10 protein-coding genes are annotated in these 13,627 nt (G+C 41.7%); 3 read left to right on the top strand and 7 right to left on the bottom strand.

What is annotated here, in order from left to right; translation table 11 throughout:
* Nucleotides 1-26: 26 nt before the first annotated feature.
* Both AC1RRY_RS00160 and AC1RRY_RS00155 read right to left on the bottom strand, forming a co-directional pair.
* Nucleotides 27-752 (bottom strand): RluA family pseudouridine synthase, encoded by a 726-nt coding sequence (locus AC1RRY_RS00160; protein WP_492819190.1) that lies wholly within the window; start codon nt 750-752, stop codon nt 27-29.
* 150 nt (nt 753-902) lie between these two features.
* Entirely contained in the window at nt 903-2,054 is a 1,152-nt protein-coding gene (locus tag AC1RRY_RS00155) for a 1-deoxy-D-xylulose-5-phosphate reductoisomerase (protein ID WP_492819192.1), read from the bottom strand.
* Between the two features lie 304 nt (nt 2,055-2,358).
* Here AC1RRY_RS00155 and AC1RRY_RS00150 point away from each other — a divergent pair, with 304 nt between their 5' ends.
* Entirely contained in the window at nt 2,359-3,234 is an 876-nt protein-coding gene (locus AC1RRY_RS00150; RefSeq protein WP_492819194.1) for a fructosamine kinase family protein, read from the top strand.
* A 2-nt stretch (nt 3,235-3,236) separates the two neighbouring features.
* On the opposite strand, the gene AC1RRY_RS00145 is transcribed toward AC1RRY_RS00150, so the two are convergent.
* Nucleotides 3,237-4,301: a LuxE/PaaK family acyltransferase gene (locus AC1RRY_RS00145; RefSeq protein WP_492819196.1), complete on the bottom strand. Its 1,065-nt coding sequence runs from the start codon at nt 4,299-4,301 to the stop codon at nt 3,237-3,239.
* A gap of 106 nt (nt 4,302-4,407) precedes the next feature.
* On the opposite strand from AC1RRY_RS00145, the gene AC1RRY_RS00140 reads away from it, so the two are divergent.
* Together AC1RRY_RS00140 and typA are read left to right on the top strand one after the other, a co-directional pair.
* Nucleotides 4,408-4,917 carry a hypothetical protein gene (locus AC1RRY_RS00140; protein ID WP_492819198.1) on the top strand — a complete coding sequence of 170 codons (510 nt, stop codon included), beginning with the start codon at nt 4,408-4,410 and terminating at the stop codon, nt 4,915-4,917.
* Between the two features lie 314 nt (nt 4,918-5,231).
* A complete protein-coding gene (gene typA, locus AC1RRY_RS00135) occupies nt 5,232-7,052 on the top strand; it encodes a translational GTPase TypA (RefSeq protein WP_492819200.1) in 1,821 nt (606 codons plus the stop codon).
* Nucleotides 7,053-7,117: 65 nt separating this feature from the next.
* On the opposite strand, the gene AC1RRY_RS00130 is transcribed toward typA, so the two are convergent.
* The 4 genes from AC1RRY_RS00130 to AC1RRY_RS00115 form a co-directional block, all read right to left on the bottom strand.
* Nucleotides 7,118-7,924 carry a crotonase/enoyl-CoA hydratase family protein gene (locus tag AC1RRY_RS00130; RefSeq protein WP_492819202.1) on the bottom strand — a complete coding sequence of 269 codons (807 nt, stop codon included), beginning with the start codon at nt 7,922-7,924 and terminating at the stop codon, nt 7,118-7,120.
* An 81-nt stretch (nt 7,925-8,005) separates the two neighbouring features.
* Complete coding sequence (locus tag AC1RRY_RS00125) at nt 8,006-10,381, bottom strand: M1 family metallopeptidase (RefSeq protein ID WP_492819204.1); 2,376 nt, start codon at nt 10,379-10,381, stop codon at nt 8,006-8,008.
* A gap of 77 nt (nt 10,382-10,458) precedes the next feature.
* Entirely contained in the window at nt 10,459-11,052 is a 594-nt protein-coding gene (locus AC1RRY_RS00120; RefSeq protein ID WP_492819206.1) for a HupE/UreJ family protein, read from the bottom strand.
* A 251-nt stretch (nt 11,053-11,303) separates the two neighbouring features.
* Complete coding sequence (locus AC1RRY_RS00115) at nt 11,304-13,442, bottom strand: peptidylprolyl isomerase (protein WP_492819208.1); 2,139 nt, start codon at nt 13,440-13,442, stop codon at nt 11,304-11,306.
* Nucleotides 13,443-13,627 lie beyond the last annotated feature (185 nt).

Genomic DNA, 13,627 nt, shown 5'->3' with positions numbered 1-13,627 from the left:
TACCCGGCAAAATTATGACCTCCTGCTTAATACAGGAAGTCCAGATTTTCAGTTTTGATTTCTTCAGAATCCAACTCAAGGAACTCTTCCCAGAAAGGGTTTTCGGGTAGTGGTGCTATGCACAGAATCGGTTCTTTTTTTACCGGATGAACGAAGTATAAACGACGCGCATGAAGATTGATATTACCCTCAGGATTAAGTCTTGGGAAGCCGTATTTCACATCACCTCTAATCGGACAGCCCATGTTGGCCAATTGAACGCGGATCTGATGCGGACGCCCCGTAACCGGGTTTACCTCTAACAAGTGGAAGTGGTTGATTTCGCCCATATACCGGTAATTCAGTTCTGCTTTTTGTGAACCTTTCACTTCTTCATCAAAGGCTGCAACTGTATTTTTCTCTTCGTTTTTAAGAAGCCAGTCCGTCAATTTACCACTTTTCTTTTCGGGTTTTCTGCCCACAACGGCCCAGTATATTTTCTGAACGTCTCTCCGGCGGAAAAGCTCGTTCATGCGTTCGAGTGCCTTTGAGGTACGGGCAAACACAACTATACCACTCACAGGCCGGTCAAGGCGATGGACGGTACCTAAAAAAACATCACCGGGCTTGTTATATTTTTTTTTAATATACTCCTTTACGTAATCTGATAAGGTCTTATCTCCGGTAGCGTCTCCCTGTACTAACACTCCTGGTGCTTTATTGACAACAATGAGGTGATTGTCTTCGTAGAGAACATAAAAAGGCTGTTTCATATCTTTATAATTTGGCACAAAGATACTTAGTTTTTCGAAGTTTAACTACAAAACTCCGTTAGTAGCGGTTTTCATCCGCAACGAAGTGTCATTAGCTTGTCCGGGAAGCCCCGGATATCCACCATTCTTTTACCAGAAAAATTTATTGGCTTAAAAAGAAAACTCCAATGCAATGCGGCGGGTTTCTTCATCTGTCCGGATGTAGTCTTCCAGTGTCGGTGTTTTAACAAAACTGACTCTGTTCATACACGCTTCTATGAGGTCAGACATTTCAAGAAAACCAATTTCGTCTCTTAAAAAAGAGGCGACGGCTATTTCATTAGCGGCGTTTACTATACAGGCCATATTACCACCTTTATGAAGTGCCTCGAAAGCAAAGCCCAGATTTCTGAATGTTTCAGAGTCTGGCTTCTGGAAAGTAAGTGCAGGATATTTACTGAAATCGAACCTGGGGAAATCAGATTTTAAACGGTTTGGATACGCCAGCGCAAATTGGATAGGCACGCGCATATCAGGCAGACCCATCTGTGCCTTGATGCTCCCGTCCTCAAACTGCACCATTGAGTGGATAATGCTTTGCGGATGCACTACCACCTCTATTTGTGAAGGTTGCAGCCCAAACAGCCATTTGGCTTCAATCACTTCCAGGCCTTTGTTCATTAAAGAGGCTGAATCAATAGTGATTTTGGCGCCCATGCTCCAGTTAGGGTGCTTCAGCGCCTGCAGCTTGGTAACGGTTTTGAGAAACTCCCTGTCCTTGCCCAGAAAAGGGCCTCCGGATGCCGTGAGAATGATTTTTTCAATCGGGTTATGGAATTCACCTACCAGACATTGAAAAATGGCTGAGTGCTCAGAATCAACCGGTAGAATATCCACCTTGTTCTCATTAGCCAGAAAGGTTACCAGTTCTCCTGCCACTACAAGTGTCTCTTTGTTGGCTAATGCAATATGTTTACCTGCTTTAATAGCTGCTATTGTCGGAATAAGACCCGCATAACCTACCAGTGCGGTAAGAACCATGTGTACGGACTCCATTTGTACTACTGAGGCCAGCGATTTCTCTCCTGCATACACTTTAATATGCAGTGGGTCTAGTGCTGAAAAAACCTTGTCATAGAGTGCTTCGTTCGATATCACCACTACATTAGGTCTGAACTTTGCCGCTTGCTCAATCAGTAAATCGGCGTTATTCTGGGCTGTGAGAACTTCTATTTCAAAAATATCAGGGTTTGCGGCTACCACCTCTATTGCCTGTGTTCCTACTGATCCTGTTGAGCCTAAAATAGCTATATTTCTTTTCATGTAGTATCCTGAATCTTTTAACCTTAGAATAAAAATTATCGCATTTGCGTTATTACCACTCAAACTATCGGTCGGTAAATAAAGAGATTTTCAACAATCCTCTTAAAAATATGGTTTAGGACGAAAACAAGCCTTTACACCATGTGCACCATAATTTGAACGCCAAAGTTCGGAAAATTTAACGAGAAAGTTCTTATTTTGCTAATTGTATTGATATAGGCTCAGGAGGAGAATCCGGTTTTTGTCAAATCAAAAACCGAGGTATGAATCTGATAAAATTTCGAGGGAGATTCGGATTATGCAAATGACAGAAGATCAATTCCAGTTTTTTGAAGGTGTCTTTTTTGAGACTCTGGGACGCGACGTACAAGTGACCGAATATCGTCTGCTTCAGGGTGGCAATATTAATGTAACTGTGCAAGTAGATACCAACGAAGGCAAGTACTTTATAAAGTATAACACCCGTAATCTTGACGGCCTGTTTCAATCGGAAGCAGCAGGATTAAATTTGCTACGTGACGCCAATATCATCAGGGTTCCCGAAGTAATCAACTGGGGCCGAAGAGACGGGCAGGATTACCTTATTCTGGAAAATATAGAGTATACCAAGCCCGGTTTCGATTATTGGGAAGTATTAGGACAAAACCTGGCAGCCTTGCACCGAAACACCAATGATTCATTCGGCCTTCACTTCAACAACTACATTGGGTCATTAGAACAATACAACGAAACGAGTACCGACTGGATAAGCTTTTTCATTGAAAAGAGATTGAATGTGCAGGCAGGGCTAGCGTATTACAATGATCTGATAAGCAAAGAGGTTTATGACAAGTTTCAAAGATTCTATAAAGTATTGCCTGACTTGCTACCCGATGAAAAACCTTCATTGTTGCATGGAGATTTATGGTCGGGCAATGTAATTACTGACGATAAAGGTAAGCCCTGTCTGGTTGATCCGGCTACTTATTATGGCAACCGGGAAATAGAAATAGCTTTTACCGCACTTTTCGGCGGTTTCGACAATCGGTTTTATGAAGCCTACCACGAAAGTTTCCCTTTGCAGCCCCGATTTGATGAAAGAGTATCTATATACAACCTCTACCCGTTGATGGTACACGTAAACATTTTCAGTACCAGTTATTTGCCGCCGGTGTTACGGACACTGAACAGATTCTTATAAACTCAAAGCACCAACAGGTTACAACCCCGGACATCAGAGTTATCGAAACGCCCAATGACGCTGAATTGCTGGCTGCCAATCTGATACGCCCCCAGGTCTTGTGTTTCTATAAAACTACATGAATCAATATTTGCCAGATCAATTACATTAATGCCCCCCCTAACGGTGGTTTCTTTAGAAAGGCCCGAATGAAATTGGGTAAGGATTATCTTAAACGGGTCATTTATTTCCCGCAGCAGTATTTTAAGTGTTGCCGGGAGTTCGAATACGCCCTCGCCCTTAGAGTATCCCTGCGAAAGAAGTTCTGTCATTCCATATTCTGAATGTATTTGTTCAACCGGCAACCGGTCTTTCAGTATCTCGTGTACTTCTTCGCGCAATAGTTCTTTTCTTCGCCCTTTCATGCCTCCGGTTTCCATCACAATAAGCCGGTCTTTCAGGCTCGTCATAAAATCGAGGTTGTGTTCTTCTTCCACCAGATCAAGTAAGGCAAAAGTTACACCCATGAGCAAAACTTTCCGGTGCGTTTGCGTGTTTTCTGAAAGTTGTTGCAGCTTTTCAAGCAATTCTGTCGTATTATGGAGGTAGAAACCTGATTCTCTTGAGTAAGTGCGATAAATAAAACTCTGCACCATATACACCAACGACGAGTTATTTCGTTCAAGATACGAAGGGAGCAACGCTAAAATGTGATAGTCGGTTACCGGGCCGTAGAATTGCTCAAAGATTTTCTGACTTACATGCTCATAAAAGGGTAAATCGCTTACGTAGTGTTTGCTGACATTTTGTTGGGTAGTACCGCTGCTTTCAAAAACTATTTGTGTCGGGGCGTTGTCGCTGATAATTTTATGGTGCTTGAAAAACTGAATAGGCAGAAAAGGTATTTTTTCCAGGCGGTCAATCTTCTGAGGATTAATGCGCAGAAAACCCAAATACTCTTTATAAACAGGATTGGCAAATGCCTGAAAACGGAAAATTTCGAGAGCCAATTCTTCAAAAGCCTGTGGGTTTTGAGAATTGTCATTCAATTGAAGCACTGCCGATTTAAGTTCGTCGCGGATACCCATGTAAAAGATTAATTAATAGTTTATGAGTACATCAACAAAAAATTATTGTTTCAAACTCTAAACTATCTTTTTTATACTAAATTGCTTATAAAATTACAGATTAGAAATGAAAAAGGTTTCAGTATTGGTTGTTTTTAGTGTAGCCGCTTTATTAACAGGTTGTTATAAAGATGTATCTTTTGATACAACACCCTATATTGAGTTCAAAAATTTACGGAAGGAAATAAGACTGGATGAGTTTTCGGGTTCAAAGAAAGATTCGGTCATATTAACCATCAAGTTTGAAGACGGTGACGGTGATCTGGGACTGAATGAAGAGGAAAAAAAAGCAGCAGTAGAAAAACAAGACTTTAATTACATAATCCGGATTTTTCGCCGGGATAAAGGCGTTTTTAAAGAAGTAGAGCAGAAGATACCCTACTCGGGCTTTTTCCCACGCCTTAAAGCAGACAATAAGAAAAGGCCAATAGAAGGAACGCTCGATTATTCAATCGTCTACTTCCATAATTCTATTCCTGCTAAGGATTCAATCAAATATGAGATTACTATCAAAGACCGTTCGGGGAATGTTTCGAATATGGTAGAGTCGAAGGTGATTGTTCTGAATGAGTTTTAATTGACTTATCATAGTATAAAAAAATGCCCTTTGTATGCTTTTTGTGCCGGGGTATTTTCTTGTTTTGTATCAGCTTAACTATTTTATACGGCTTTCGTATATACTTTATTAAAATAAGCACTCCCTAAAAACACTCCATTTTTTGTATTTTTCCTATTAACAATTTAATAATCATAGGATTATCTACCAAAAACAAGGTTTTCTCATTGTATTTTTCTAATTTTGCAGTTTATTTTAAAAAGGTGTAGTTCGTTAGTCATTTATCCGTGATGTGTTAGGGTAAAGATTGACGCATTACGATAACTTTAGACTTCATGCAAAATATTAGAAACATTGCCATCATTGCCCACGTTGACCACGGTAAAACAACTCTGGTTGACAAAATTATTCATGCTTCAAAAATTTTCAGAGAAAATCAGGAATTTGGTGATTTAATTCTTGATAACAACGACCTTGAACGTGAACGCGGAATCACCATTGTGTCGAAAAACGTATCAGTACGTTACAACGATGTTAAAATCAATATTATAGATACTCCAGGCCACGCCGACTTCGGAGGCGAGGTTGAACGTGTTTTGAAATTGGCCGACGGTGTTATTTTATTAGTTGATGCCTTTGAAGGCCCGATGCCTCAAACGCGTTTCGTATTAGGCAAAGCCTTACAATTAGGTTTGAAGCCTATTGTAGTAGTAAATAAGGTAGATAAAGAAAACTGTCGTCCGGATGAGGTACACGAGCAAGTGTTCGATCTGATGTTTAACCTTGACGCTACTGAAGACCAGCTTGATTTCCCTTGCTTATACGGGTCGTCAAAACAAGGTTGGATGAGCACCGACTGGAAAAAACCAACGACAGATATTATACCTTTGCTGGATGCCATTGTTGCCAACATACCAGCATCGCCAGTAGTAGAAGGTTCTGCCCAAATGCAGATTACCTCTTTAGATTACTCTTCTTTTGTAGGTCGTATTGCGATCGGCCGTGTTGCCAGAGGTGTGTTGAAAGAAGGTATGCAGGTAGCACTTTGCAAAGCAGACGGCAGCGCCAAAAAGATGCGTATCAAAGAACTTCACGTTTTTGAAGGCTTAGGTAAAGCAAGAGTTACAGAAGTGAGTTCAGGTGAGATTTGTGCCGTAACAGGTATTGAAGACTTTGAAATTGGCGATACCGTTGCCGATGCAGAAAATCCTGAAGCATTACCACGTATTTCTATTGATGAGCCAACTATGAATATGTTGTTCACCATCAATAACTCTCCGTTCTTCGGTAAAGAAGGTAAGTTCGTGACCTCGCGCCACCTACGTGACCGCCTGATGAAAGAAACTGAGAAAAACCTTGCATTACGTGTTGAAACAGGTGATACTGAAGATAAATTCATTGTGTTTGGTCGTGGTATTCTTCACTTGTCGGTTTTAATTGAAACCATGCGCCGTGAAGGATATGAACTACAGGTTGGCCAGCCACAGGTATTGTATAAAGAGGGTGAAAACGGTGAAAGACTTGAGCCAATTGAAACCCTGGTTGTAGACGTGCCTGACGAAACATCAGGAAAAGTAATTGAGTTAGTAACCCAACGCAAAGGCGAGTTGTTAATTATGGAACCTAAAGGTGATTTACAACACCTTGAGTTCAACATTCCGTCTCGTGGTTTAATTGGTCTGCGCTCAAACGTACTTACAGCTACTTTTGGTGAGGCAATCATGAATCACCGCTTTAAAGCATACGAGCCATTTAAAGGAGCAATTCCGGGACGTATCAATGGTTCATTGATTTCGATGGGTAATGGCCCTGCCACACCTTATTCAATTGATAAATTGCAAGACAGAGGCGTATTCTTTATCGACCCGAATGAAGACATCTATATGGGTATGGTAGTAGGCGAGCATAACCGTCAGAATGATATTGTTATTAACCTTCAGACAGCCAAGAAACTGACCAACATGCGTGCTTCGGGCTCTGATGATAACGTACGTATCGCTCCGAAAATTAACTTCTCTTTAGAAGATGCTATGGAGTATATCCAGAAAGATGAGTATCTGGAAATTACGCCTAAGTCGATTCGTATGCGTAAAATTTACCTTGACGAAAACGAGCGCAAACGCAACGAAAGCAAAGGTGTTTTTGCACTGGCTTAATTCGTTCAGAAATTATATCAAAAAAACCCTGTCAGTCGGCAGGGTTTTTTCGTTTATCAAATTTCTCAATCCTCAAAACTTGTCTCACGTTTCTGGGTTTTGGCCACGAAAGCCTCCTGCAAGTCGTTCGATAGCAGCATGGCGGCATTCCAGGTTGCCATGTAGTTCAGGCCATCGGCTACCGAATGGTCTCTTGTGTGCAGCAAAATATGCTTGGTACCACGGATAGATAAAGGCGATTTAGCAGCGATGGTAGTTGCCAGTTTAAATACCTCTTCCATCATAGTAGTTTTATCAACAAAGACCCGGTTTACAATACCTATTTTCTCGGCTTCTTTGCCATCCACATGGCGTCCGGTGTAAGCCATTTCACGCACCCACCCCTCGCCTATCAGCTTAGGCAGACGCTGTAATGTGCCTAAATCAGCCACCATACCCATGTCTATTTCCTTAATGGTAAAGTAGGCGTCTTCCGTGCAATAGCGCATATCGCAGGCGCAAATAATATCTAACCCACCTCCTATACAACCGCCATGCACCGCTACCAAGACAGGCTTGGAACAATTCTCAATGGCATTGATAGGCGCTTGCAGGCGGAAAACATCCTTTCTCACTTTTTCTCTCCTTCTCCCCTCACAAGTAATATCTGTCTGCGAAACCGACATCAGCAGGCTTAAATCAATGCCTGCACAAAAGTGGTTGCTTTCACCCCCTTCAAGTATAATCACACGCACATTGGGGTTCTCATCCAGGTTCTCAAACAATTCCTCGATTTCATCCCAGGCCGATTGGTTTAATGCATTTGCTTTTTCGGGCCTGTTTAATATTATGTGTGCAATGTGGTTTTCAATCGAAAGTTTCAGTGTTTGCATAGCCGTGTACATGGTTTGTTGAACAAAAAAGCCGGAGAGCAATCTCTCCGGCTAAATTTAACACTATTTCTGTAAGAATTGTTATTTCTTGTCTCCACTTGTCTGCACGCCAGAAGGTTGGCTTTTTTTAGCCTCCTGCATAGGATTCGGACCTGCATTAAAGCCTTTTTGCTTGAAAGCCTGGAAGCGGGTTGGCTGCTGCGGCTCTTTCGGGAACGTGTTGTCTGAAGTATCTATGTCAGGAATTTCATGATAAGGATCCAATTTAAACTTCGCTACTTTTTTGGTAGTAACTAAAGTTTTTTTCACTTCTTTGTCATTCAATCTCCACAATTCCACAGGTATTCTTACATCTTCAAAGGTCCCGTCTTCAAATTCCATTCTTATAATTACCGGCATTACCAAACCACCTTTGTTTTTCAGGCTCAATACATAAAAGTTTTTGCCTTCATCTACCATTTTGCGCTCATCAGCCGTAAGGGTAGAAAGATATTGATCATATTTCTTCTTGTCGGCATCAGTTACTGCAAACTTATCATAAGAGTTATAGAAATCCCTCATGGTTGAATCGGCCTCAACTACCGTCTGTTTGATATCAGTTTTATTGCGGATATTGCTCAATGTCTCTCTCTTGGCATCTGCATCTGTTCTGGCTACGGCTTTTTGCTTAGAAGGGTCCTGAGAATCAATGCTATACCACTCTACGTTGGCAATGGCCTGGTCAACCGGCTCAACACCGTAAAACCAGCCTTTCCAGAACCAATCGAGGTCAACACCTGAGGCATCTTCCATGGTACGGAAGAAATCGGCCGGTGTAGGGTGTTTAAATGCCCAGCGGCGTGCGTATTCTTTAAATGCGTAATCGAATAGCTCACGACCCATAATGGTTTCACGCAGGATATTCAGACCCGTAGCAGGTTTTGAATAGGCATTAGGCCCGAAAGTACCCGGTAAGATGTTATCCGAACTACTCATGATTGAATTCTGCTTATCGGCATCCAATTTCATATAACCTGTTATGTACTGCGGCTCGATACCTGTAGCCGGAAAGTTTCTGTCCCACTCCAGACAGGTAAGACCTTCAAGGAATGAGTTTAAGCCTTCGTCCATCCACGACCATTGGCGCTCGTCAGAATTCACAATCATCGGGAAGAAGTTATGACCCACCTCGTGTATAATAACCAGAATAAGGAAATTCTTTGTGCCTTCTGAGTAAGTGCCGTCTGCTTCCGGGCGTGCACCGTTGAAACTCATCATCGGGTATTCCATACCCCCTACAGTACCGTGTACAGAATAAGCAACCGGATACGGATATGCAATGGTACGCTTTGAATAGTTAACCAGCGTATGTGCTACTACACGGGTAGAATACTGGCCCCAAAGCGGATTGGCCTCTTTCGGGTATAAAGACATTGCCCATACTTTTTTGCCTTCAACATCTACCTGCATGGCGTCCCAGATGAATTTGCGCGAAGTGGCAAAGGCAAAATCACGTACATTTTTAGCGGTATACACCCATGTTTTTTTGCCCGTTGGTTTACCTTTCTCAGCGGCTTCGGCTTCTGCCTGAGTCACAATCAACACAGGCGTTTTAGATGTTTTGGCCTGCTCTAAACGTTTCTGTTGCGTTGGTGTCAATACATCCTTCGGGTTTTGCAATTCTCCTGTTGCTCCCAATACCATATCGTTAGGCACGGTCAGTGCAACTTTGTAGTCTCCGAAAGGAAGAGTAAATTCACCCTGCCCCAGGAATTGCTTATGCTGCCATCCGTTTACATCATCATAGACAGCCATCCGGGGGAACCACTGTGCAATTTCATACAGCACATTTCCGTCTTTCGGGAAAAGCTCAAACCCGCTTCTGCCACCAACTGATTTCAAATCTATAATATTGAATTTCCAGTCGACCTGAAACACAAAGGCCACACCTTTAGCCAAAGGTGCAGGCAGGTCTATGCGCATCATAGTTCCGTTGATGGTATATCTTAAATCTTTACCTGTGGCATCTTTCACAGCCAGAATTTTGTACCCATAGTCTTTATCATTAGCCCCACTCAGGTTTCCTAATGAAGTAAAACTTGAACCGCTGGTTGGATTGATAGCACTCTGGCGGGTAGTGTTTCCATCAGAGTTTTTTGCGAATACATTCTGATCCAGTTGTAACCACAAATAGCGTAGTTCTTCGGGAGCGTTGTTCGTATAAGTAATTTTCTCGGTACCGGTAATGCTCTGGTTAGTGTCGTCTAATTCAGCTTTAATATCGTAGTCAGCCTTTTGCTGCCAATAATCTTTACCGGGAGCACCCGCAGCCGTTCTGAAGGTGTTTGGGGTAGGTAAAGAAGTACCCATTTGTTCAAATTTTGTATTGGCGTTGTATTGTGTGGTTGGCGCTTGCTGCGCTTTCACCGACCATATGCCGCACAAAACCGACCAGATAAGAATGGAGATTTTTTTCATGCTTTGATGAAGGTTTAATACTCTGTTATTTTAAACGTTTGCGATTTATACAAAATAATTGATTCACTAAAGTTATATCAGAAAAACCATTTTTCTGTCATCAGTTTGAATGCTACCCCAGCTACAAAACTGGATAGTATCAAATTCCAGGTATGTTTTTTTACATGAAAAACATTTAAAACCAGAAATGACAATACCAGGGTAATGGCAACAATCAGTAACTGGCCAAACTCAAGCCCTACGTTAAACGCCAATAACTGCTGAATAATGTTCTGGTCTTTCCCCAATAAGCTACGCAGATAACTAGAGAAACCCATGCCGTGAATAAGGCCAAAACCCAGAGCTAAAAAGTATCTGACCGGCGAAAACTGCTCAACAGCCAAGACACTGGTAGTGCTTTTATGAAATAAATTGGCAACACAGGTAAAAATGATAGTAACAGGAATCAGGAACTCAATAAGCTCGGTACTGTAATCAATTATCTGCAGGGCAGCCAAAGCTAATGTAACCGAATGGCCTATAGTAAACGCAGTGACAAGAATCAGTATTTTCCTCCAATCGGATATACGATAAATAGCACATAAAGCCACTACGAAAAGAATGTGATCATAGCCATTGATATCGGTTATATGTTGGTAACCCAATTGAAGATAAATTGAAAATTCAGTCATTAGTTTAGGGGTTAAGCAGAATGATAAGTGATTAGTAATAACAAAAATACAAGTTTTGTAAAACCTTGCCCATAAAGCGCCGTAAATTTTTAAAAATACTGCTTCTCTGAAAAATTATTCACTCTGCTGTTTTTTAATCTGGTATCAAAGAAGAAGCCCCCCTGCAACTATTCGTCCATAATATACCTATAAAACAAAAGTAGCAACCTGCGTGCAGGTTGCTACTTTTGTTTATTTCAAACGCTGGTTTATCAGAAAAACTTAGCGCGGTTATCTTTGATATTCGCGTTGTCGCGGATAGCCTGGTTTGCCATGTATGATGCGCCAAAACCACCACTGCGTTGCAATACCTGAGCTTTATACTGGCTGTAGTCGGCAATAGCAGGTGCGTTTTCAACTCTGGTTGTTTCTACTATAAACACTCCGTTTTCACCTACAAACGGTTTCGAACGTTTGCCAGCCTGTAAGCTGAAGATTTTACCGATAGCGATCGGGTCAACACCCGGTGTAGTCAATAAGCCTGTTGCAAAGCTGATTCCGTTAGCGGCTTCGATAATAGCACCAGCACCGTATTTTGCGGCAACCTGTTCTAATGTTCCGGTAGCTCCTGTTAGTTTTTTCAGGATCTGCTCACCTTTAATTTCGTTGCGCACTTTAGCAGTTAAAGCATCTCTGAAGTCGTCAACCTTTGGACTATCTTTATCTGATTTGGCTGTAACGGCGGCTATAATAAAGTTATCACCGATTTCAAAAACCCTGTTTGAAACCGAGCCTACTTTGGTATCATCATTAAATGACCATAATACTACTTCGCGTGCATTTTGAATAGTATTAAATGCTGTAGCTTCCGGGAAAACTCTTTCGGCTTTCAGTAATACCAGTTTAGGGTCTTTCTTAATTGCTTCCTCAAATTCTTTGTCCGAATCTACACTTGCACGTAGCGTTTCTGCTTTCTGATAGATTGCATTACGCGTTGCTTCGCTGGCTTGCAATTCGCGACTGATACTGGCAACTTTATATTTTACGTTTGATTTTGGCTCTGTAACTTTAATGATATGATAGCCGAAATCGGTTTCTACTGCATTCGGAATTAAACCTGTACCACTAAAACCAAACACGGCGTTGTCGAATGGTTTTACCATTGCACCTTGTTTAAAGAAACCAAGGTCTCCACCTTGCTGAGCCGAACCGTCCTGGCTGTTGGTACGAGCCAGAGTTGCAAAATCTGCACCATTTTTCAACTGATCCAATATATCCTGCACTTGTTTACGAGCCTGGGCTTTAACCGAGTCAGGAGCGCTTTTATCTGAACGAATCAAAATATGACTCGCACGGACAGTATATGCGGTATCAGTGGTAGTACCTTCATATTTATGAATTGAATAGGTGCTTCCTTCTTTAAACGGCCCGATTACAGCACCCGGGATAGCTGTTGACAGGGCTGTCTTTAATTCAGGACTTAATTCGCTGGCTGAACGCTCAAACGGCAATCTGATTTCAGAGTTGATCGTTGCGTAATCCTGCGGATCTTTAGCTGCTGCCAATCCTTTAGCAAAAGATTTGATGTCTTCATACAATGAAGCACTGTCTTCTTTGGTAGGAGCTACCTGATAAACAATGTAATCGAAAGAACGGCTGTCGTATCCGGTATACTCACCTTTGTGTTTGCTTAGGTAGTCTGACAGCTGACTGTCCGTTACTTTAATGGTAGTATCGTTTACACTGAAGAATGGCACATACAAATAGCGTGCATCTGCTTTACTCACCTGGCCTTCATACTCTTTCTTTGCTTCGGCAGTAGTTACAAAAGAAGAAGAGCTAAGCAAAGCGTTGTATTTTTCTAACAAACGTTGTTTGATGGCTTGTTCTTTGATTTGATCCCAGGCGAATTTTTGCGGTGCAGGTAATTGATTCTGTGCCGCAGCATTGATAAATTCGATATGACGGTTACGGTCGTATTGTCCGGTCTGAGGATCAGTAAATTGTTGCTTGATCAGCGGACTAAGGTTCTTGGTACCCTGAATCATCTCGCGAAGTTCGTCAGGAGTTACTTTTAAGCCTAATTTTTCAAATTCTTCCTTGTAGGCAATATCAAAAATCATTTCCTCCCAAACCTGATTGCGGAGTTGTTGTACTTCTTGTTCCTGTAATGCTCTACCTGCCTGCTGTTCGTAGTTAGAACGAGCTACATCTAATTTTGCCTGAAATGCTTGCGCATCAATGGTAGTTCCGGCTATTTCACCGATTTTATTTCTGTTACCACCAAAAAGGCCTCCACTTCCGCCACTTCCGTAGAATAAGTCTCCTCCAACGATAAATAGAATAAGGGCAATTGCAATCACTGCAACTGCGATTCCCGAACGCTCCCGAATTTTGTTAATTAAAGCCATTAGTTTTTATTTTATACTTAGATTTTAGCCCGTGTTTTTAGGTAAATGAGTGTTAAAGGTAAAACCCTTAAAAAAACGAACCGCAAAAATACACACAATCATACATATTATCAAAGAAATCCAATTAGTAATCTGTGTTTTTTAACAAGTTTTATACTCCAGGGTCAAAGCCGTTAATTCTGTGA

This window comes from Emticicia sp. GW821-FHT11C11, from assembly GCF_058808615.1.
Note: the sequence above shows the minus strand (reverse complement) of the source record. Positions and strands in the feature narration are given on the sequence as shown.